Source organism: Methylobacterium sp. NMS14P (assembly GCF_028583545.1).
Taxonomy (GTDB): Bacteria; Pseudomonadota; Alphaproteobacteria; order Rhizobiales; family Beijerinckiaceae; genus Methylobacterium.
Genome location: NZ_CP087106.1, coordinates 5,289,277 through 5,310,620, shown reverse-complemented (window position 1 = coordinate 5,310,620; position 21,344 = coordinate 5,289,277). Strand labels below are relative to the sequence as shown.

Below are 21,344 nucleotides of genomic sequence, written 5' to 3'. Positions count from 1 at the left end.
ACCGGACGGGACGCGTCGTGGCCCCTTCAGAGCGCCGCATCAACGGGTTCGACGGCCTGCGGGCCCTGGCGTTCCTGATGGTCTTCGTCAGTCACAAGGCGCCGAGCCCGAGGACCGAGGCCCTCGGCACGGCCGGCGTGTGGCTGTTCTTCGTCCTGAGCGGCTTCCTGATCGTCCGGATCCTCGCCGCCGCCCGCGAGGCCGTGGAGGCGGGCGCGTCGACGCCGCTCGGCAGCCTCGGGCTGTTCTACCGGAACCGCGTCGCCCGGATCGTGCCGGTCTACTACGTCTTCCTGTTTGCGCTCTACACGGTCCGGCCCGGCGACCCGGCCAGTCTCGGCGACGACGCGTTCAAGCTCGCGACGTGGTTCTACGTCACGAACATCTACATCGAGCAGAACGGCTGGGGGACCGAGCTCGGCCATCTCTGGAGCCTCGCCGTCGAGCAGCAATTCTACCTGCTGTTCGCGCCGGCGGCCCTGTTCCTGCCGCGGCGCCACCTCGGCACGTTGTGCTGGCTCCTGGTCGGCATCAGCGTCCTGGCGCACGGCGCCCTGTGGCGGGCGGGCGCCGCGCCGCGGTGTTTCGACGTCGACACCCTGGCCAATGTCGGACTGATCGCGCTGGGCGGGCTCGCCGGCCTGGGCACCCGGCCGCTCCCGGCCTGGCTCGCCCGCGACGCCGCCCTGGCCGGCGTGCTGATCCTGTTCGTGGCCCTGCCGCTCCTGATCGCGCCCACCGGCTGGTGGCTGATTCTCGGCCGCCTCAGCGGCGTCCTGGCGGCGCTGCTGCTGCTGCAGGTGGTCCAGGCGCGGGAGGGCCGCGCGGTCGCCCTCCTGGAGATCGCGTGGCTGCGCCGGATCGGCGTGATCAGCTACGCCGCCTACCTGTTCCACGTGCCGCTTCACGCGGAGCGGGTGCTGGCCCTGGTCGGCATCGACGTCGCCGGACCGCGCTCGGTCTCCATGGCGCTCGACCTGCTGCTGACGCTGCTGCTGGCGGAACTGTCGTGGCGGCTCCTGGAGCGGCCGGCCCGCCGCCTGCTGCGGGCCCCGCGCCGCCGCGTCGGCGCCTCCGCGCTGGTCGGCCCGTAATACCGTCGCGCGGCGGCGACCGGGACCGCACCCGCGCGTCCCCGCTCAGCCCTTGATCGGCACCCGGCCGACTTCCGCGCCGGTGGCGTCGCGCACGACGAGCGTCGACGCACCGTCCGGCCCCGCGGCCTCCAGTTCACCCGCCATTTCGTCGATCACGCTGCGGGCCTCCGCCAGCGCCTCGGCCAAGTCCTCGGCTTCCACGCCCTGCGTGTCGCGGATCGTCTCCTCGCCGTTCTCGATGTCGAAATAGAAGCGACTGGGCACTCATCTCCTCCCTGAATTCTGCCCTCGGGAGGGCCCTCGGATACTACCTACGTAGTTCGCCCACGTCCGACAATGCTCAGTAGGAGACATAAACCTTAACAAACATCAAAACTGTTTTCGTCGGTTGCGTTGCAATAATGTCGAGATTCCAACGAAATAATCCATTATAGGTATCGCCGATCACCCTTCCGGCCGCGTCGGCAATGGCGACGCGCGGTGACGGGCCTCAGGGGCGTTCGACATGGCAGCCTCCGGCGATTCGAGCCTCAAAAAAGATTCTCCCGCCTCGACGGAGAGAAAACAAAAATTGCGTGCGCACGTCCGGACGATCCTGGCGAACGGCCTCACCGTCCGGAATTCCCGACCCGCCGACGACGCGGCCTCCGACACGCACTGACCGCTGCCGGCCGTCGTGGCCATCCCCCGCAATGGGAGGGGATGGCCGCCGCCCTACGCCCTTTGAGCGTCGTGCGCCCCGATCGCTTCCGGCCAAAGTCGGGGGCGGTCTCGGAGGCCGCGCCCGGCGGCCCAGGAAGCGCGATGGCGGATCAACTCTTGTCCGATGCTCGGGGCACGTTCGTGGACGTCTCGTTCATCATGGCCGCGCACGATGCGGCGCCCTGGATCGAGACGGCCATCCGCTCCGCCCTGGCCCAGACCGGCGTCGCCGTGGAAGTCGTGGCGGTCGATGACGGCTCGCGGGACGGAACCGCCTCCGTGCTGGCGCGCTTGGCGGAGGCCGACCCGCGGGTCCGCGTGATACGCCTCGCCGATGCCGGACCGGGCGCGCCCCGGGGCCCGTCGAGCGCCCGGAACGCGGCCCTGAACGCCGCCCGGGGTCGCTGGATCGCGATCCTCGACGCCGACGACCTGATCCTGCCCGACCGCACCCGGAGCCTGCTCGATCTCGCGCTCGCGGCGGATGCCGACATTGTCGCCGACAACCCGATCCCGTTCACCGACATGTTCGACCCGCAGGGGCCGGGCATGCTGGAGGGTGGCCGGGAGCCGTACCTGTTCGAGATCGACCTCGCCAAGTACATCGCCTGCAACCACATGCTCAGCCGGGCGACCAAACTCGGCTACCTCAAGCCCATGATGCGCGCCGAGATCCTGCGCCGGCACGGGATCCGGTACGACGAGGACGTCCGGATCGGCGAGGATTTCCTGCTGTGCCTGGAAGCCCTCGCGGCCGGGGCGCGGTTCGTGGTCACCACCTATGCGGGCTACGGCTACCGGCGCGGGCCCACCTCCCTGTCGCACCGGCTGCGCCAGGCCGACATCGTGCGCCTCGACGCGGCCTTCGCGGCTCGGGCCGAGCACGGCCGCCTCGCGGAGGCCCGGTCGCAATCCGCCGAGATCCGCCACGGCAGCCGCGCCTACCGCGACGGCCTCGCGAGGACGCAGCGGATCGCCCAGGTCATCGAGGCGGCCCAGGCCGGCCGGTGGCTCGCGGGCGCCGGGCTGGCGCTCCGGCATCCCCGGATCTGGCGGTTCCTGGCCGCGACGCTGCTGGCGGCGGCGGGCAAGCGCCTGCGGCCGCGGCCGCACGCCCTCCCGATCGGACAGAGGTAAGACGATGCGCCTGTGCATCTGCATCTGCACCTGCGAGCGGCCCGTCGGGCTGGCGCGCCTGCTCAAGGCCCTGGACCAGCAGCGGCTCGGCAGCCTCGCCGAGACCGCCCTGCGCATCCTGATCATCGACAACGGGCGCAGCCGCGCCGCCGTCCCGGTGGTCGAGGCGTACCGGGCGACCGGCCGCTTCCCGGTCACCTACGTCCGGGAGGAGACCCGCGGCCTCGCCGCGGTCCGCAACCGGAGCTTCGCGGAGGCCTCCGCGGCGGGCGCGGACTGGGTCGCGCTGATCGACGACGACGAGTTTCCCGACCGCGACTGGCTCCGCAACCTGCTCGAGACCGCCCTCGCCACGGGCGTCGCGGCCTGCGTCGGGCCGGTCGTGCCGTTCTTCGACCGGGTTCCGCCCGCCTGGGCGGCCGCCGGAGGCTTCTTCGCCAAGCGCCTGCCGGTCCGAGACGGCTTCGTGGAGGACGGCTACACCGCCAACGCGCTCCTGGACCTGCGGGTGATCCGGGCGCTGGGCCTGTCCTTCGACATGCGCTTCAACACCATGGGCGGCGAGGACACGTTCTTCTTCCGGGCCCTGATGCTCGCCGGGCACCGGATCGCCTGGGCCGAGACGGCCGTGGTCTACGACAGCATCCCGACGCACCGGATGCGGGTGCGCTGGCTGCTGGCTCGCTGGTACCGCAGCGGCAGCGTCGAGGCCTATCTCGGCCGGCTCCGCCCGGAGACGGTGAGCGGCCGGCTCGCCAACGCGGGCCGCGGCTTCGCGCGCCTCGGCGGCGGCCTGCTGCGGCTCGGGGTCGCCGGCCTGTCGCTCAGGCCCGCGACCCTGATCGGCGGCGGCTACACGCTGTGCCGGGGGGCCGGCCTGCTCGCGGCCGTGATCGGCCTGAGCTACCGGGAATACCACCCGTCGCGCTACCGCTAGAGCCGCCCCCGATCGTTCTGCAACGGTCTGGAACACGGGCGTCTCCAGTCGAGACAGCCGCGCCATCCGTCCTCTCCCATGCCCCCTCTCCCGCACGGGAGAGGGGGCCCGCGCCGCGTGCGGCACGGGCTCGGCAATCGCACCCATCCCAGCCCGATCGGGAGCGGCTCTAGCCGCGCCTACCGGGTCGCGAACGCGATGCTGAGCGACGCCTTGGCGACGAGGCCCGGGCTCGCCAGCGCGTCGCGGTACGCGCGGTAGCGGCGGTCGAGGGCGTTCTGGACGACGACGTCCGCGGTGATGCGGTCGGTGACCGCGCAGGTGGCGAAGAGGTCCACCAGCCCGTAGGCCTTGCTGGCCCGGCTCCGCGCGGCGGCGGGCAGGTCGGTGCGGGCCTCCACCAGGGTCAGGCGCGTGCCCACGACGAGCCGGTCGGCGAGGAAGCGCAGGCCCAGCGTCGTGCCGATCCGGTCCGGCGGCACCGTGAGCAGGCTCTCGTGGGTGGCGCGGTCGCGGCCGTCGACATGGGTGGCGGCGAGCGACACGAAGCCCCGGCCCCAATCGTAGGTTCCCTCCAGCTCCGCGCCCGACAGGTCGGCCCGGGCGACGTTGCGGTACTGGTAGGACCGCGCCGGGATCACGCAGGGGAAGCGCCCGGGCCGGACGACGCAGATCGAGGCCGGGATGCCGGGAATCGCCGGGACGTAGTAGGCCGGCCCGACGGCCTCCATGTCGATGAAACCGTCGACCGCCGTGTCGAACAGCGCGAGCTTGGCCCGCAGCGCGTCCTCCGGCCCCAGCACCCCGTCGGCGCGCAGGTTGGCGCCGGCCTCGACGGTGCGGGCCACCTCCGGCCGCAGGGCCGGATTCGGCAGGATCTCGAAGGCCGGGAACGGGTGGATGCCCTGCATCAGCGTCTCGGTGATCGTCGGGGCGCGGTAGCCCTCGGCGTAGGTCCCGTAGACCTCGAGGCCGCCGAGCGGCGCGACGCCGACCGTGATTTTCGGCGAGACCCGCGCGCCGCGCGCGCGATAGCCCCCGCCGTCGAGCCGGTAGCCGTCGTGCCGGAGCGCGCCGACGATTCGCAGCCACGGCGCGCCGCGGATCTCGTCCTGGAGGAAGGCGCCGACCAGTTCCCGCCGCCCCGACGGCGTGAAGGCCGCGCCGAAGCCGCCGGCCTGGTCGGTCGTCCGGACGCGATCGGCCACGCCGTCGCCGCCGAGGGTGAGCGCGTGCGCGACCGGGCCAGTCTCGAACCGGGCGGTGTTGTGGGCGTCGAAGCCCGCGGTCGCGAGATCGTAGGTCAGGCGGTCGCCGGCCCGGGTGCCGAGCCGGCCGTAGAGACCCCGCGGCGAGTCCTGCAGGAAGGTCAGCGCGTCGCGGGTCGTGGTCGCGTAGCCGTCGAGGCTGAGGTCGACGAGCGGCACGTCCGGCCGGGCGAACCGGTAGCCGAAGGTCGCGGTGTCGGCCTGCACGGCGTCGGCGAACCGGGCCCCCGCGCCGGTGTCGCCGCCGTTGACGAAGGCGAATCGCTGCAGGAGCGCCGTGGCGTGGAGCGCGTGCCCCTCCGCCGGCCGCAGGGTGAGCTTGACGAGGCCCGCGTTCAGGTCGCTCCCGGTGTCGGGCACCGGCAGGCCGGCACCGTCGCGATAGGGCGCGGTGTCGCGGAAGACGAACTGCCCGAACAGGTCCGCGGCGGTGCCGATGCGGGCGCCGAGCGCCGAGCTGTTCACGAAGCGCTGGCCGTTCGTGCCGAAGCCCTGCTTCTGCACGAACCCGGCGCTCTCGTCGGGGGCCAGGATGTCGTCGATCGACCGGGTGCGGAACGCCGCGACGCCCCCGATGGCGCCGGAGCCGTAGACCGTCGCAGTCGGCCCGCGCGTGATGTCGACCCCGCCGACGAGCTCGGGGTCGAGGTAGAACACGCCGTTGGCCCCGTGGCCCGAGACCTGGAAGTCCTGCCGGGCCCCGTCGACCAGGACGTTCACCCGGCCGAAATCCTGGAGGCCGCGGATGTTGATCGCCTGCGCCGGATCGTTCCGGTTCTCCTGGGTGGTCACGCCGGGCACGTCGCGCAGCACCTCGGACAGGCGCCCGGGCTGGAGGCGGTCGAGCGCGGCTCGCGGGACCACGCTCGTGCCCGACAGGGCGTCGACGGCCGGGACGGCGGTCTTGGTCGCGGTGACCGACAGGGTGTCGAGGCCGATCTCGGGCTCGGAGCGCGCGGCCGGGCCGGCCTCCTCCGCCCGGGCGCCGGGCAGGGTCGCCAGCGCGACGCCGAGGGCGGCGAGCGCCCGATGGAAAGCATGAGCCATGATGACAGCCGCCCGCGCACAGTCGTTTCCGAGAGCTGGCTGGCGGATGGCTGGCTTGCTGAAGCTTTTCTCTCAGATCGCGACAGAGATGTGCAACCGGTGTTTCCGGGATTGCTGGTCCGCGCGCCGCGCATTGCGTTCCGGCGCGGGCCGGACGCCGTCCGGGACCCGCGAAATCCGATCAGCCCCGCGCGCGACCGGCCTTATCCCGGTGCGGCAGCAGGAAGGGCTGGCCGCCCGCGGGCACCCGCCCGACCGGCCAGCGGACGCCGAAGACCCCGGCGATCAGGTCGTCGGTCAGGACCTCGACCGGCCGCCCGCCGGCGACCAGCCGGCCGCCGTCGAGGACCAGCAGCCGGTCGGCGTAGGCGGCCGCCAGGTTGAGGTCGTGGAGGATCGCCACCACGGCGACGCCGGTCGCCGCCAGCCCGGCGGCGGCGTCGAGCAGCGCGCCCTGGTGCCGGAGGTCGAGGCTCGCGGTCGGCTCGTCGAGGAACAGCACCTGCCGGTCCGCGACCGTGCGGCCGGCCTCCAGCTGGCAGAGCACGCGGGCGAACTGCACCCGCGCCTGCTCGCCGCCCGAGAGGGTCGGGTAGGCCCGGTCGGCGAGATGCGCTACGTCGGCCCGCGCGAGGGCCCGCGCCAGGATCGCCGCCCGGTCGCGGGCCGCGAGGCCCCGGCCGATGCCGTCGAGGCCGATCCGGGCGACCTCGGCCGCCGCGAACGGGAAGGCCAGCCGCGCCGCCTGCGGCAGCACCGCCCGCGTCGCGGCGAGCCGCCAGGGCGGGATCGTCTCCACGGGCGCACCGTCATAGGCGACGGTGCCTCTCGTGGGGCGCAGGGCGCCGCTGAGCAGGCGGACGAGGGTCGACTTGCCGGCCCCGTTCGGGCCGACGATCACCTGCAGGGTGCCGCCCTCCACCGCCAGGGAGACGTCGCGCACGAGGTCGCGCCCCGCCACCGTGACGGTCAGGTCGCGGGCCGCGAGCAGGGCCGGATCAGACATCGTCCGCCCGCACCCGGCCGAGGAGCAGCCACAGGAAGACCGGTGCGCCGACGAGCGCGGTGACGATCCCGATCGGCAGCTCGGCGGGCGCGGCGACGAGGCGCGCCACCACGTCGGCGAGCACCAGGAAGGCGCCGCCGAGGAGCGCCGCGGCCGGTAGCAGCAGCCGGTGCCCCGGGCCGATCAGCAGCCGCAGGGCGTGCGGCACCACGAGGCCGACGAAGCCGATCACCCCCGCCGCCGCCACGCTGGCGCCGACCGCCACCGCCACCAGCACGATGCAGGCGCGCTTCAGCCGCTCCACCGGGACGCCGAGATGGAACGCCTCGGCCTCGCCGAGAACGAGCGCGTTCAGGCCGCGGCCCAGGAACGGGACCGCGGCCAGCACCGGCAGGATCAGCGGCGCCGAGGCCGCGACCTTGGACCAGGTGGCGCCGCCGAGGCTGCCCAGCGACCAGAAGGCGAGATCGCGCAGTTGCCGGTCGTCGCTGACGAAGGTCAGCAGGCCGGTCAGCGCGCCGCTCAGGGCCCCCAGCGCGATCCCCGCGAGCAGCATCGTCGCTACCGCGGTGCGGCCGGACCGGGTGGCGAGGGCGTAGAGGATGAGGGTCGCGCACAGGCCGCCGAGGAAGGCCCCGGCCGGCAGCGCGGCGTAGGGCAGCGGGCCCGGGACACCCAGCCGGGCGAGGATCCGGTCGCCGAGCACGATAATGACCGCGGCGGCGAGCCCCGCCCCCGACGAGACCCCGACCAGCGCCGGATCGGCCAGGGGGTTGCGGAACAGCCCCTGCATCAGCGCCCCGGAGACCGCCAGCCCGGCCCCGACCATCAGCCCCAGCAGGGTGCGGGGCAGGCGGATCGAGAGGATCACCAGCGCGTCGCGGGCGCGGGCCGGATCGCTCCCCTCCCCGATCAGGGCCGCGAGGACCCGCTCCGGCGGGATGCGGATCGCCCCGAGGCTCACGGAGAGCAGGGCGGCGGCGAGCACCACGGCCGCCAGGATCCCCAGCACCCAGGGCGCCGCGGACCGGCGGCTCACGCGCCCCGCCCGCCGCCGCGCGGCTCAGTCACGCGGCAGGTCCGGGTAGAGCGCCCGCATCAGGTCGGTGGCGGCCTCGGGCGTGCGCGGCCCGAAGCCGAGGAGGTAGAGGCCGTCCATGGCCACCAGCCGGCCCTGCGCCGCCGCCGGCGTCTGGCCGAGGGCCGTGCCGGGGGCGAAGATGCTCTCGGGTTTCGGCGGCTCGGGGCCGTTCTGCATCATCACCACCGCGTCGGGGGCGGCGGCCACGATGGCCTCGTCGGTCATCGGCTTGAAGCCCTCCAGGCCCGCGGCCGCGTTGGCGATGCCCGCCAGGGTCAGGATGCCGTCCGCCGAGGAGCCGGTTCCGCCGACGACGGTCCGGCCGCCCTGGACCGACAGGACGACGAGGGCACGGGCCGCCCGGGCGATCCGGGCGCGCCGGGTCGCGAGGTCGGCGAAATGGGTGCGGACCTCGGCCTCGAGGGCCTCGGCCTCCCGCTCCAGGCCCGTGAGGCGCCCGACCGCCTCGATCTTGTCCAGCACGCCCTCGGGGCTCGGCGGCTCCGTCACCGTCTCGACGCGCAGCCCGGCCTCGCGCAGCTGCGCCAGGACCGCGGGCGGCCCGGCTCCCTCGGCGGCGATGATCAGGTCGGGCTGCTGCGCCAGCAGGCCCTCGGCCGAGAGGGCGCGCAGGTAGCCGACATTCGGCTTCTCGCGCAGGGCCTCGGGCGGGTAGAGGCTGGTCGTGTCGACGGCGACGATCCGACCGCCGGCACCGAGGCGGTAGAGGATCTCGGTGACGGCCCCGCCCAGGGCGGCGATGCGGGTGGCCGCCTGCGCGGCGGCGGTGCGCGGGGCGAGCGCCCCGACCGCGGCGGCGGCCAAGAGGGCGCGGCGCGACAGGAGGACGGGGGCGCTCATTTGGTCAGGATCAGCTTGTCGCTGGCGGTCACCCGCAGGCGATAGGCGTGGTCGCCGTGGCGGATGACGATCTCGCGGCGCCCCTGCAGGAGGCGCGCGGAGCCGATCTCGCCCGCCGCCTCGGAACGCGGAACCGGCTGCGCCGCGCCGGGACCGGCGCGGGTGCCGCCCGGAACGCCGCGCTGCCCTTCTCCTTCGGCACACAACATGGACCGGTCGCTCCAGATCTGTTCTTTGTAAATTGTCAAATGAGAGAATGGTATCGGTAGAAACGCAGCGTAACGGCAATTGATCGCGGACGCCACCCCGCGGCAAGGGCGCAGTTTTACTTGAACAATCAGCTGCAGACAGCGGGCGATGTCGCTGTTCGGGCCTGGACATCGTCGAACGCGTCCTGCCGGCCAATTCCGGGCGGCGGACATTGGTACAGGCGGGGCAACCGTTCCGCGACACCCGCGGCCCCGGCCGATCCCGCAGCGCCGCGGCCGATGCCTGCCCGTCCGGGCCGCAAAGCGTACCGGGCCGAGCCAGGAGTGGAGCGTCCTGGGCCACGTCGCCCCCGGCTACGCCACCCCCCGTCGACCAGAGCGATTTCCACCGCGACAGCGCCAACCTGCCGAAGGCGCCGGGCTTCACGGTCGTGAACCTCAACCTGCACTACGACCGGGCGCTGCCGGGACAGGCGGATGCCGCCTTCGCCAAGCGGCTGAGCCACTACGTCGAGCTGCGCAACGTGCTCGACCGGGTCGACACCGACTCGGCCCAGAATCTCGCCGACACGCTCAACCCGACCACGGGCCGGCGGAACGGCGCCGCGGTCCTGGCCGCCACCGGCGGCACGATCCACGCCAGCGCTCCGCGCAACGTCGTGGCCGGGATGAAGCGCGCCTTCTGAGCCTCAGCCGAGGCTGCCGAACCCGGCGGTCTCGCGCGTCCAGGCCAGCGCCCGCTCGCTCAGGGAGAGGCCGAGGCCGGGCCGGGTCGGCACGCGCATGCGGCCGTCCTCCAGTTCCAGTCGCTCGTTGAACAGCGGCTCCAGCCACTCGAAATGCTCGACCCAGGGCTCCCGCTGCAGCGCGGCGGCGAGGTGGATGTGCAGCTCCATCGAGAAGTGCGGCGCGATCGTCAGCCCGGCGAACTCGGCGAGCGCCGCCACCTTGAGGAACGGCGTGATGCCGCCGACCCGCGGCGCGTCGGGCATCAGGAAGTCGGCGCCGCCCTGGCGGATGAAGTCCCAGTGCTCGGCGCCGCTCGTCAGCATCTCGCCGGTGGCGATCGGCGTGTCCAGGGCGGCGGCCAGAGCCGCGTGCCCGGCGGCGTCCAGGCAGTCGAGGGGCTCCTCGATCCAGATCAGGTTGAAGCGCTCGAAGGTCCGGCCCATCCGCGTGGCGGTCGGCCGGTCCCATTGCTGGTTGGCGTCGACCATGAGCGGGAAGGCGTCGCCCAGGTGCTCGCGCACCCGCGAGACCCGGCGGATATCCTCGGCCCAGTCCGGCTGGCCGACCTTCAGCTTGATCCCGCCGATGCCCTTCGTCCGGGCGCGGTCGGTGTTGACGAGCAGCTCCTCCAACGGCGTGTGCAGGAAGCCGCCCGAGGTGTTGTAGCAGCGCACCGAGTCGCGCTGCGCCCCGAGGAGCTTGGCGAGCGAGAGGCCGGCCCGCCGCGCCTTGAGGTCCCACAGGGCCACGTCGAAGGCGCCGATCGCCTGGACGGCGAGGCCGCTGCGGCCGGCCGAGGCGCCGGCCCAGGCCAGCGTGTCCCAGGCCTTTGCGATGTCGCTCGGATCCGTCCCGAGGAGCGCCGGGGCGATCTCGCGGGCATGGGCGAACTGGCCCGGCCCGCCGGCGCGCTTGGAATAGGTGATCCCGAGGCCGCGATGGCCCTCCCGGCTCTCGACCTCGCAGAACAGGATCGCGATCTCGGTCATCGGCTTCTGGCGGCCGGTGAGCACCTTGGCGTCGCTGATCGGGGTCTTCAGCGGCAGGGCGACGGACCGCAGGCGGATCCCGGTGACGGCGTCCTCAGCCATGGCTTCCTCCAAGTTCTCTTCACGCGCGGGTGCGTCGGAGGCCACGAAGAGTGTTCTTAGCGGCGCCTTCCGGCGGCGACCGCGACGGCTCGCCCGGGGCCGGGCCCAGGGGTGGCGCAGGTCGGATCGCCTGTCCAACGCCGATGTTGGATCGATCGATGCGCCGCCGGCATCATCGGCCCTGACACGGCGCCGGGATGACGGGCCGCCTCAGGCGGCGGCGGCCGCTCCGTCCGGAGGAAGCCGGAACGCCACCAGAGTCATGTCGTCCCGGCGGGCCTCGGCGCCGCGATAGGCGTCGAGATCGGCCTCGAGGGCGGCGGCCTGTTCGGCGAGGGGCAGGTCGGCGTGGCGCAGGAGGCTGTCGGCGACGCCGCGCTGGCCGAGGAGCCGGGGCGCCCGGTCCGGCGCCGCGCGGCCCATCTGGTCGGTGATCCCGTCCGTCATCAGGTAGAAGGTGGCGCCCGCCACCGGCACGGCGATGTCCGCGACGAGGTCCTCCGGCTGCCCCGCGCGGGCGGCGCGCGGGTAGCCGAGGCCCCGGCGGCCGCCGCGGACGCGCTCGGCCACGCCCTCGCGGACCACCGTGAGCGACAGGCCGGCGCCGGCGAAGTGCAGGGTGCCGGCCGTCCGGTCCCAGACGCACAGGCCGCAATCGAGCCCGTCGTCCGATTCGGCTCCGCGGCCGTCCTGGCGGAGCTGCGTGCGGACCATCGCGTCGAGCCCGGCCAGGATCGCGGCCGGCGCGCGCAGGCCGCGCTCGTGCAGGAGCCGGTCGAGCGCGGTCGCGACGATCAGGGTCAGGAACGCGCCGGGCACGCCGTGGCCGGTGCAGTCGGCGACCGCGATCACGCAGAGGCCTTCGATCTCCTCCAGCCAGAAATAGTCGCCGCCGACGACGTGGAGCGGCTCCCACAGCACCGCGACCTCGACCCCGGCGCCCGCCAGGGCGTTCCGGTCCGGCAGCACCGAATCCTGGATGCGCCGGGCGTAGCCGATGCTCTCGACCACCTGGCGGTTGGCGCGCTCCAGCCTGTCGTGGGCCTGCTCCAGCTCGACGAGGAGCTGCTTGGCGGCGTCGCCACTCCGCAGACCCTCGACCATGCGGTTGAAGGCCTGGCTGATGACGTCGATCTCGTTGCTCGGCCGGTAGGCGCCTCCGAGCTCCACGGTCGTCCAGCGCTTGTGCTCGATCTCCCGCATGGCGAGCAGCAGCCGCATCAGCGGCGCCATGACGTGGCGGCGCACGGTGGCGTGCAGGGTGATCACGAAGGCGATCATCAGCCCGACGCTGGCGCCGAGGGCGAGCATCACCTGCCACGCCGCGTTGTCCCGCAGCGCTTTGGTGGAGACCGTGACGGTCAGGCTGCCCGCCGGGCCGGGGCGGCCGGGCACCGACAGGTCGGCCTGGGCCGAGAGGGTCGACCAGCCCCGCGCCGGCGGCGCCGCGCCCGCCGTCCCGACGACGTGGCCCGCGGCGTCGCGCAGGACGGCGTGGGCGAGATCGGGCTCGGCGGCCAGGGCCTTGAGCGGGCCGTCGTAGGCGTCCGGGTCGCGCGCCCAGTCGGGCCGCGCGATCGCCGCGGCGGTGAGCCGGGCGAGGAGATGCGCCCGGTCGTCGTACAGGCGGAGCTGGTCGGTGTAGGTCACCCAGGCGATCCCGAGCTGGGTCAGCAGCAGGAGGGCGCCGATCACCGGGTAGATGCGCAGGAACAGGGTGTGGGACAGGCTGTCGAGGTCGCGGCCCCGGGCCGCCCCGCGCAGGGCGCCGGGCTTCATCAGCTCGTCCGCGGGCGCGCCCGCGGCCAGCACGTCGGCGAAGCCGCGCTTCGACAGGGGATCGCCCCGGCGGATCGGGCCGGCCCCGCGCAGGCCGCCCGCGCGCCCGGCACCGCCGGCGGCCGGGACGGGATCGATGTCGGCGAAGCCGAGCTGCGCCAGGGCGTCCCCGGTCCGGAGCGGTCTCGCGCCGCGGATCCCCCCGGCGGGGCGCGGGCTGTCCAGGGCCGTGTCAGGTCCGCTCACGCGACGTCACTCCGTGTCACAGCGGTTCCGCTCCCGGGCCGGGCGCGCTGCGCCTCAGGTCGGGGACCCGCCCGGCTCGGTCGCGCAGCGCACGCAGTCGCGGCCGGCGTGCTTGGCAGCGTAGAGCGCCGCGTCGGCCCGCCGGAGCGTCGCCGGCATCGACTCGCTCGGACCGAACGCCGCGAGACCGATGCTCACCGAGATCGGCAGCGGCCCGTGCTCCAGGCGCACCGGTCGCTGCGCCACCGCGCGGCGGAGCTCCTCGGCGATGGCCTGCGCCTCGGCCAGCACGGTGCCGGTGACGAGGATGGCGAATTCCTCGCCGCCCATGCGGCCGATCACGTCGACCGCGCGCAGGCTGTCGCGGCAGGTCTCGACGAAGGCCTTGAGGACCGTGTCGCCCGCGCTGTGGCCGTAGCGGTCGTTGATCAGCTTGAAGCGATCGAGGTCGAGCATCAGCACGCTGGAGGGCGTGTCGCCCGACTGGGTCCGGGCCCAGACCTCCTCGCAGATCTGCAGGAAGCGGCGGCGCGACAGGGCGTCGGTGAGGTGGTCGGTGTCGGCGAGGCGACGGAGCTCGCCCTCGAGGCGCGCCCGGTGCTCGATCTCCGCCGAGAGGGCGTCGTTGAGGTGGCGCAGGGCGCGCTGCTGCTCGGCCATCCGCTGGTTGGCGCGGTGCAGGTCGAGCTGCATCCGGTCGCTCAGCCGCACCAGCCGGCGCTGCTCGTGGTAGCTGCGCCGATAGGCGCCGGCGAGCTCCCGCACCCCGTCGCCGACCTCGGCGAGGCGGGCCAGCATCACCTCGGACCGGCCGAGGACCGCCTCCTCGGTGTCGAACAGGCTGAAGGCGTCCGCCGGCTCGGACAGGAGATCGTGGGCCGGCGCCCGGTGCGGGCTCACGCGGCGACGCCCGGGATCATCTCGAACCGGGCATGCGCGAAATCGGCCGCGAAATCCTCGCCGGCCTCCTGGATCACGTCGTCGTCGGCGCCGAACATCCAGCGGATCGTGACCGGGCGCCCCTCGGCGGCGGCGTCCTCCAGCGGCATGAACAGGTTCATCAGCGCCTTGGCGCTCGACGAGTTGAAGTAGGCGAGCGCGACGTCGAAGGTGATCGGGCTCGCCTCGGTCGCCGCGAGGTGGCCGCGCAGGGCCTGCAGCAGCGGGCCGAAGAACGCGGCGGCGTCCTCCGGGTAGGATTCGCCGCGCAGGACGAGCCGCCCCGACGCGAAGTCGAAATCGACCTCGGGGGATCGCTCGGTCAGGGGCAGCGTGATGCGGTCCATGTCCGTGCGATCCTCAGATGAAGGCTTTGAGGCAGAACAGGCTGCGCTCCGCGCCCAGATCCTGGAAGTCGTACTCGACAGGGGCGCTCGACCGGCGTGCGATCTCGATCAATCCGATGCTCCCGCCGAGACTGACCTCGTCCGGCGGCTGGCGCAGCTTCTCGCGGTAGACCTTCTTGAGCTCGTCGCTCGACAGGGTGGCGATCTCGTCGAGCCGCTCGCGCAGCCGCGGGACCTCGGTCTTGCCGACCTCGTTGCCGCAGACCACGAAGAACCGGCCCTCCTCGGTGCCGACCGCGATCATGCCGGCGCTGACCCGGGCGGGGCCCGGCGGCTCGGCGGGCGCGACCTTGTCGGCCGAGTAGCGGATCACGTTCTGGGCCTGCTCGACGAAGATCGAGAAGACGCGCTTGGCGACCGCGGCGTCGGTCTCCTCGTGCCGCATGCGCAGCTTCAGCACTTCGCCGAGCGAGAACAGGATGTTCTCCGACAGATCTCCGCCGAACGACAGGATCACGCCGCTGCGCTTCGACGCCTCGTGGAAGGATCTGAAATCGCTCGCGCGCAAGGAAGCCTCTCGACCGCTTCATCGCGGCAACACACCGCGCGTGTGGCGGCCACATTAAGGCGGGAACGATCAAAGCTTTCTTACCGGTACTGACCGGTTTCTGAGCAAGATTGCTCGTATATTGAGCACGATCGCAAGCTTTACGCTCGATCCCGTCGCCGGCCGCGCGGGTGAGCTTCCGGGCCCCGGCCTCAGGCGGCCGCGCCCCGGCGGGCGCCCGCGTCCCAGTCGGCGCCCCAGTCCTGCACGACGTGGCCGGGCGCGACCTCCCGGTAGAGCCGCTCGGGCGCCACGTAGTCGGGCGCGCGGATCGGGCTGCGGATCTCGTCGTCCGGCAGGGCGTGCCGCTCGCCGCGCCGGGCCGGATCCGGGACCGGCACGGCCGCCAGCAGCTTCTTCGTGTAGGGGTGCTGCGGGTCGCCGAAGATCGCCGCGCGCGGGCCGATCTCCACGATCTCGCCGAGATACATCACCGCCACCCGGTGGCTCACCCGCTCGACCACCGCCATGTCGTGCGAGATGAACAGGTAGGCGAGGCCGAACTCCGCCTGGAGATCGAGCATCAGGTTCACGACCTGCGCCTTCACCGAGACGTCGAGGGCCGAGACCGCCTCGTCGGCGACGATCAGGCGGGGGTTCAGGGCGAGCGCCCGGGCGATGCAGATGCGCTGGCGCTGGCCGCCGGAGAACTCGTGCGGGAAGCGCCCGGCGGTCTCGGGGGGAAGCCCGACCCGGGCCAGCAGGTCCTCCGCCCGCCGCCGCGCCTCCCGGGGCGGCGCGAGGCGGTTGATCAGCAGCGGCTCCGCCACCGCCGCGCCGACGCTCAGGCGCGGGTCGAGGCTGGCGAACGGGTCCTGGAAGATCATCTGCATGCGCTGGCGGCGGGCGCGCAGGGCCGTCGGGGCGAGGCCGGTGATGTCCTCGCCGTCGAGCAGGACCGAGCCCGACAGCGGCTCGACGAGGCGCAGGATCGCGCGGCCGGTGGTGGACTTGCCGCAGCCGGACTCGCCGACGAGCGCCAGGGTCTCGCCGGCCGCGAGGCTGAACGAGACCCGCTCCACCGCGTGGACGCGGCCGGTGACGCGACCGAGGAGTCCGGAGCGGATGTCGAACCGGGTGGTCAGGTCGCGCACCTCCAGCACCGGGCGCTCGGCGGCCCTGACGGTGTCGGGCGTCTCGGGCGTCGGCGCCGCCAGGCCCGTGGCCCGGTCGACCACTGGGAAGCGCATCGGGCGGGGGCGGCCTACCATGGTCCCGAGGCGCGGGACCGCGGCGAGCAGCGCCCGCGTGTAGGGCTCGGCGGGGGCGTCGAAGATCCGCGCGGTCGGGCCGGCCTCCACGGCGCGGCCCCGGTACATCACCACGGTGCGGTCGGCGATCTCGGCGACCACGCCCATGTCGTGGGTGATGAACAGGACCGACATGCCCTCCTCGTCCTGCAGGCTCTTGATCAGGTCGAGGATCTGGGCCTGGATCGTGACGTCCAAGGCCGTGGTCGGCTCGTCGGCGATCAGGAGCTTCGGCCGGCAGGCGAGCGCCATGGCGATCATCACCCGCTGGCGCATGCCGCCCGAGAAGCGGTGCGGGTACTCGTGCAGGCGCGACCGGGCGGCCGGGATCCGGACCTTGTCGAGCAGCCGGAGCGCCTCCGCCTCGGCGGCGGACCGCGACAGGCCCCGGTGCCGGATCAGCGCCTCGGCGATCTGGAAGCCGATGGTCAGGACCGGGTTCAGGGAGGTCATCGGCTCCTGGAAGATCATGGCGATGGAATCGCCGCGCACCCGCCGCATCTCGGCCTCGGGGGCGGCGAGCAGCTCGCGGCCCTCGAAGCGCACGCGCCCGCCGATGCGGCTCGCGTCCCGCGGCAGGAGGCGCAGGATCGACAGGGCGCTGACGCTCTTGCCGGAGCCGGATTCGCCGACGAGGGCCACGGTCTCGCGCGGGCCCACGTCGAAGGAGACGCCGTGCACGACCTCGCGCCAGCGCCCGTCCGAGCGGAAGGACACAGTGAGGTCGGAGACCGAGAGGATCGGGTCCGTCACGGGCTTCACTCCTGATCCAGCGAGGTTCGGCGCGGCGCCCCCGTGCCTTCCCTTCGTCCGCCAACGCGACGCCGTCGGCCCATCTCCAGCGGACACCGGCGCCGGTGACGGGGCGCGACGGGCCCCCTCTCCCGAGCGGGAGAGGGTTGGGGTGAGGGGCGAAAGGTATCGGGATCCAGCACACCGCCGGGGCGCGGCCAGGGTGCGCCTCTCCCGGAAACCGCGAAGCCCTCACCCTGTCCCTCTCCCGCCCGGGAGAGGGGACCCGCGCTCGATCCGGGGGCCGCAGAGCCCGACCGGATCTGCCGATCGGCAGGTCCCTCCCCGGTCGTGGGCGCGCAAGCGGCAGGCCGGCTGCCCTCGGAACTGCGCCACCGCATACGCTACAGAACCCGCCGCGGATCGAGCGCATCCCGCAGGCCGTCGCCGATGAAGTTGATCGACAGCACCGTCAGGAAGATCGCGCCCCCCGGGAACAGCGCCCAGTGCGGCGCGACGTCGAGGTGGTCCTTGGCGTCGAACAGCAGCCGCCCCCAGGTCGGGATGTCGGGCGGGAAGCCGAGCCCCAGGAAGGACAGGGTCGATTCCGCGATGATCGCGGACGAGACCTCGATCGAGGCCGCCACAATGACCGGACCGAGCGCGTTCGGCAGGATGTGACGGCGCACGAGGTGCCCGGTGGTCGCGCCCTGCGAGTGGGCCGCCTCCACGAACTCCTTCTCGCGCAAGCTCAGGAATTGCGCCCGTACCAGCCGGGCCACCGGCATCCAGCGTAAGCCCCCGATCACCGCGACGATCATCAGGAACACGCCGCCCTGGCTGCCGAACACGGCCTTCAGGCTGTCGCGGAACAGGTAGATCACGAGGAGCAGCAGCGGCAGCTGCGGCAGCGAGAGGAACAGGTCGGTCAGCCACATCAGCACCGGGTCGAGGAACCGGCGCGACATGCCGGCGAGCGCGCCGACCAGCACCCCGATCAGGCTCGCCACCGCCATGGCGGCGAAGCCGACCGCGAGCGAGATCCGGCCGCCGTAGATCATCCGGGCGAGCAGGTCCTGGCCGAGATCGTCGGTGCCGAACGGGTGATCCCAGGACGGGCCCTGGAGCTGGGCCGCGAAGTCGATGTCGTCGATGGCGACCGGCCAGAGCAGGCCGCCGAACACCACGCCGGCGACGAGGAGCGCCAGCACGCCGACGCTGGCGAGCGCCAGCCGGTGCCGCCGGAAGCGCCGCCATGTCTCCCGCCCCGGCGAGGCCGGCGCGCGGGCGACGGGCACCGCCTCATCGGAGGGCGATGCGAGGGTCGAGCCAGCCATAGAGCAGGTCCGCGACGAGGTTGAACAGGATGACGAGGCCGGCGAACACGAAGGTCACCGCCATCACCACCGGCGTGTCGTTGGCCAGCATGGCGTCGATCAGAAGCGAGCCGATGCCGGGGATCCGGAAGATCTGCTCGGTGACGATGGCGCCGCCGAACACCGCCGGGATCTGGAGGGCGACGAGCGTCACCACCGGGATCAGGGCGTTGCGGGCGATGTGCCGGCGGGTCACCGTGCCCTCAGGTAAACCCTTGGCCCGGGCCGTGGTGACGTAGTCGAGGCGGGCGACGTCCAGCGCCGAGGCGCGGACGTACCGGGTGTAGGAGGCGGCCTGGAAGAAGCCCAGCACCGCCACCGGCATGATCGCCTGCCGGACATTGGCCCAGACCCAGGGCAGGCCGGAGCCCGGCAGGTCCGCCTGGTAGACGAAGGGCAGCCAGCCGAGCTTGATCGAGAACAGCAGGATGAACAGCAGACCGGTGAAGAAGGTCGGCAGCGAGAAGCCCACGAAGGCCAGGGTGTTGGCGACCTGATCGGCGAGCGAGTAGGGCCGGCGCGCGGCGTAAAGGCCCACCGGGATCGCGATCAGCAGTGCCAGCACCTGGGAGGAGCCGACCACGAACAGGGTCGTCGGCAGCCGCTGCAGGATCAGCGTGTCGACGTTAACCCGGCTCGCGAACGAGAAGCCCCAGTCGCCCTGCAGCATGGCGGTGAGCCAGTGCAGGTAGCGGGTGAAGATCGGGTCATCGAGGCCGAACTTGACGCGGAGCGCCGCCCGCACCTCCGGGGGCACGTTCGGGTTGCTGGCGAGCTCGCCGAACGGGTCGCCCGGCGCGAGCGCCAGGACGGTGAACAGGATCAGGCTGATGCCGAGCAGGCTCGGGATCGCGATCAGGAGGCGTCGCAGGATGTAGGCGCCCATGGCCCCGCGCTCCCGCTCAGGCCTCCCGGTACCAGTCGGGCAGGAACGACAGGTCGTTGTCCCAGCCGCTGCGGGGCGCCGTGAGCGTCGCGCCCACCGCCGAGACCTCGGCGCGGTGGATCAGCGGCAGCACGTTCTCGGAGACCGCGAGGTCGTTGCACTTGATGAGGAGCGCCGCCCGCTTGACCGGGTCGAGCTCGCTCTGGGCGGCGTTGTAGGCCTTGTCGTAGGCGTCGTTGCGCCAGCGCACGACGTTGCGGCCCTGCCACTTGTTGGCCTTCTGGGCTACCTCCCAGGAGGCGTACATGAGCAGCCAGATCGCCGGATCGGCCTGGGTCATGCTGTAGGCATACATCTCCATGTCGGCGTAGAAATGCGTGCAGGTGTCGGGGTTCGCCGGGTCGGAGGAGAAGAACACCGAGCCGGTCACCGATTTCAGCTCGATCTCGATGCCGGCCTTGGCGGCCGCCTGCTTGATGATCGCCTGGGTCTTCTGGCGCGGGGCGTTGATCGAGGTCTGGAAAACCAGCTTGAGCTTCTTGCCGTCCTTGGTGCGGATGCCGTCCGAGCCCTTCTTCCAGCCGGCCTCGTCGAGGAGCGCGTTGGCCTTGGCCGGGTCGAAGGCGAAGCTCGTGTTCTTCGAGACGAAGCGGTCGGGGCCGTTGACCGTGTTGGCGGTGGGCTTGCCGGTGCGGCCGTAGATGTAGGTCTGGATCGACTTGCGGTCGACCAGCAGGTTCATCGCCTGGCACACCTTCGGGTCGGAGAAGGCGGGGTGCTTGGTGGTGATCGAGGCGCGCTCGCCATCGACCTCGACGTTCGGGTCGGTGGCGTTGAGGAGCAGGAACTCGAGCTTGCCGCCGTAGACGACGTCGACCCGGCCCTTGCCGCCGGTCTCCAGGCGCTTGAGCACCTCGTCCTCGATCAGCATGTTCCAGGCGTAGTCGTACTCGCCGGTCTGGAGCACGGCCCGGGCGGCCGAGACCGCGTCGCCGCCTCCCTTCATCTCGACCGTGTCGAAGTACGGGCGGTTCGGCAGGTGGTAGTCGGGGTTAAGCGCGCCGCGGACGATGTCGCCGGGCCGGAACTCCACGAACCGGTACGGGCCGGTGCCCACGGGGGCGAGGTTCTGCGGCGCGTCCCGGGACTTGGCGCCGCTGTAGGGGCCGAACAGGTGCTTCGGCAGCACCATCCCGACGATGCCCACGAAGGCGTCGCACCAGTAGGGCGTCGGCTTGTCGAACAGCACCCGGACGCTGAGGTCGTCGACCTTCTCGACCTTGCAATCCTTGTAGGAGCCGGCCGTCACCGCCGCGGTGGCGGGGTCGCGGGCGTATTCCCAGGTGAAGACGAGGTCGTCGGCGGTGAGCGGCTTGCCGTCGTGCCACTTCACGCCGGGCTTCAGCGTCCAGACCACCGAGCGGCCGTCGGCGGCGAGCGCGCCGTTCTCCTTGGACGGGATCGAGGCGGCCAGAACCGGCACGAGGTTGCCGTCCGCGTCCCAGGCGGCGAGCGGCTCGTAGAAGATCCGCGAGGCGTCCTGGTCCTTGGTGCCGATGGCGAAATGCGGGTTGATCAGCGTCGGCGCCTGCCACCAGAGCAGCTTCAGCGCGCCGCCGCCGCCGGCCTTGGTCGGCTTGTAGCCGGCCCGGATATCGGCCGCCATCGCGACCCCGTTCCCGGCCAGCATGAGCCCCGCCATGGGCGCGGTGAGGCCGACAGCCACCATCCGCTGCACGAAGGCGCGCCGCGACAGGCGGCCGTCCTTCACCTGCCCGATGAGGCCGCGCAGATCCCGCTCGTCCATGTACGCATTCCCGTTGACCGCCACGCGCGGCACAGCACCATCCCGGCGGGGCCCTTGGCAAGGGGCGGGCCAGTGACGGTTCAATCGGAACGTGTTGAGGAAGGTTCGCTTCGCGCACAGCATGGCCTCAGGCCTGCATGCGGTCGGGCGGCCGGAGGCGCGCGCCGTATCCGTCTTCGCGAGCGGAGCGAAGCCATCCGGCGGCGCCGC

19 protein-coding genes are annotated in these 21,344 nt (G+C 72.8%); 4 read left to right on the top strand and 15 right to left on the bottom strand.

What is annotated here, in order from left to right; all coding sequences use genetic code 11:
- The first annotated feature begins 17 nt into the window (after positions 1–17).
- Positions 18–1,094: an acyltransferase family protein gene (locus LOK46_RS25230; protein WP_273561095.1), complete on the top strand. Its 1,077-nt coding sequence runs from the start codon at positions 18–20 to the stop codon at positions 1,092–1,094.
- A gap of 45 nt (positions 1,095–1,139) precedes the next feature.
- Here the strand turns inward: LOK46_RS25230 and LOK46_RS25225 are convergent, their stop codons facing one another.
- Positions 1,140–1,361: a DUF6894 family protein gene (locus LOK46_RS25225; RefSeq protein WP_273561094.1), complete on the bottom strand. Its 222-nt coding sequence runs from the start codon at positions 1,359–1,361 to the stop codon at positions 1,140–1,142.
- A 555-nt stretch (positions 1,362–1,916) separates the two neighbouring features.
- On the opposite strand from LOK46_RS25225, the gene LOK46_RS25220 reads away from it, so the two are divergent.
- Positions 1,917–2,936: a glycosyltransferase family 2 protein gene (locus LOK46_RS25220; RefSeq protein WP_273561093.1), complete on the top strand. Its 1,020-nt coding sequence runs from the start codon at positions 1,917–1,919 to the stop codon at positions 2,934–2,936.
- Positions 2,937–2,940: 4 nt separating this feature from the next.
- On the top strand, positions 2,941–3,873 hold the full coding sequence (locus LOK46_RS25215; RefSeq protein WP_273561092.1) for a glycosyltransferase family 2 protein: 933 nt from the start codon (positions 2,941–2,943) through the stop codon (positions 3,871–3,873).
- 179 nt (positions 3,874–4,052) lie between these two features.
- Here LOK46_RS25215 and LOK46_RS25210 read toward each other — a convergent pair whose 3' ends face one another.
- The 5 genes from LOK46_RS25210 to LOK46_RS25190 all read right to left on the bottom strand — a co-directional run bounded on the left by LOK46_RS25210 (position 4,053) and on the right by LOK46_RS25190 (position 9,345).
- Positions 4,053–6,188, bottom strand: coding sequence for a TonB-dependent hemoglobin/transferrin/lactoferrin family receptor (locus tag LOK46_RS25210; protein WP_273561091.1), 2,136 nt, complete (start codon positions 6,186–6,188; stop codon positions 4,053–4,055).
- Between the two features lie 181 nt (positions 6,189–6,369).
- Complete coding sequence (locus tag LOK46_RS25205) at positions 6,370–7,194, bottom strand: heme ABC transporter ATP-binding protein (protein WP_273561090.1); 825 nt, start codon at positions 7,192–7,194, stop codon at positions 6,370–6,372.
- Entirely contained in the window at positions 7,187–8,233 is a 1,047-nt protein-coding gene (locus LOK46_RS25200) for a FecCD family ABC transporter permease (protein ID WP_273561089.1), read from the bottom strand. The genes LOK46_RS25205 and LOK46_RS25200 overlap by 8 nt, the downstream gene beginning before the upstream one ends.
- A gap of 24 nt (positions 8,234–8,257) precedes the next feature.
- A complete protein-coding gene (locus LOK46_RS25195; RefSeq protein WP_273561088.1) occupies positions 8,258–9,136 on the bottom strand; it encodes a heme/hemin ABC transporter substrate-binding protein in 879 nt (292 codons plus the stop codon).
- Complete coding sequence (locus LOK46_RS25190; RefSeq protein ID WP_056524916.1) at positions 9,133–9,345, bottom strand: hemin uptake protein HemP; 213 nt, start codon at positions 9,343–9,345, stop codon at positions 9,133–9,135. Before LOK46_RS25190 ends, LOK46_RS25195 begins: the two co-directional genes overlap by 4 nt.
- Before the next feature lie 431 nt (positions 9,346–9,776).
- Here LOK46_RS25190 and LOK46_RS25185 point away from each other — a divergent pair, with 431 nt between their 5' ends.
- Positions 9,777–10,031, top strand: coding sequence for a hypothetical protein (locus LOK46_RS25185; protein WP_273561087.1), 255 nt, complete (start codon positions 9,777–9,779; stop codon positions 10,029–10,031).
- 3 nt (positions 10,032–10,034) lie between these two features.
- Here the strand turns inward: LOK46_RS25185 and LOK46_RS25180 are convergent, their stop codons facing one another.
- The 9 genes from LOK46_RS25180 to LOK46_RS25140 all read right to left on the bottom strand — a co-directional run bounded on the left by LOK46_RS25180 (position 10,035) and on the right by LOK46_RS25140 (position 21,134).
- Positions 10,035–11,165 carry an L-talarate/galactarate dehydratase gene (locus LOK46_RS25180; RefSeq protein ID WP_273561086.1) on the bottom strand — a complete coding sequence of 377 codons (1,131 nt, stop codon included), beginning with the start codon at positions 11,163–11,165 and terminating at the stop codon, positions 10,035–10,037.
- A 210-nt stretch (positions 11,166–11,375) separates the two neighbouring features.
- Positions 11,376–13,190 carry a SpoIIE family protein phosphatase gene (locus tag LOK46_RS25175; RefSeq protein ID WP_273561085.1) on the bottom strand — a complete coding sequence of 605 codons (1,815 nt, stop codon included), beginning with the start codon at positions 13,188–13,190 and terminating at the stop codon, positions 11,376–11,378.
- Positions 13,191–13,244: 54 nt separating this feature from the next.
- The gene (locus LOK46_RS25170) at positions 13,245–14,090 is read right to left on the bottom strand and encodes a GGDEF domain-containing protein (RefSeq protein ID WP_273561084.1); all 846 of its coding nucleotides are present in this window, start codon (positions 14,088–14,090) and stop codon (positions 13,245–13,247) included.
- On the bottom strand, positions 14,087–14,476 hold the full coding sequence (locus tag LOK46_RS25165) for a DUF1987 domain-containing protein (protein WP_273561083.1): 390 nt from the start codon (positions 14,474–14,476) through the stop codon (positions 14,087–14,089). The genes LOK46_RS25170 and LOK46_RS25165 overlap by 4 nt, the downstream gene beginning before the upstream one ends.
- Before the next feature lie 13 nt (positions 14,477–14,489).
- The gene (locus LOK46_RS25160) at positions 14,490–15,044 is read right to left on the bottom strand and encodes a SiaB family protein kinase (protein ID WP_273561082.1); all 555 of its coding nucleotides are present in this window, start codon (positions 15,042–15,044) and stop codon (positions 14,490–14,492) included.
- A gap of 191 nt (positions 15,045–15,235) precedes the next feature.
- Positions 15,236–17,086, bottom strand: a complete 1,851-nt coding sequence (locus LOK46_RS25155; protein ID WP_273561081.1) for an ABC transporter ATP-binding protein — start codon at positions 17,084–17,086, stop codon at positions 15,236–15,238.
- 383 nt (positions 17,087–17,469) lie between these two features.
- The gene (locus tag LOK46_RS25150) at positions 17,470–18,402 is read right to left on the bottom strand and encodes an ABC transporter permease (RefSeq protein WP_273561080.1); all 933 of its coding nucleotides are present in this window, start codon (positions 18,400–18,402) and stop codon (positions 17,470–17,472) included.
- Positions 18,368–19,327 carry an ABC transporter permease gene (locus tag LOK46_RS25145; RefSeq protein ID WP_273561079.1) on the bottom strand — a complete coding sequence of 320 codons (960 nt, stop codon included), beginning with the start codon at positions 19,325–19,327 and terminating at the stop codon, positions 18,368–18,370. The genes LOK46_RS25150 and LOK46_RS25145 overlap by 35 nt, the downstream gene beginning before the upstream one ends.
- Positions 19,328–19,343: 16 nt before the next feature.
- Positions 19,344–21,134, bottom strand: coding sequence for a peptide ABC transporter substrate-binding protein (locus LOK46_RS25140; protein ID WP_273561078.1), 1,791 nt, complete (start codon positions 21,132–21,134; stop codon positions 19,344–19,346).
- Positions 21,135–21,344: the final 210 nt, after the last annotated feature.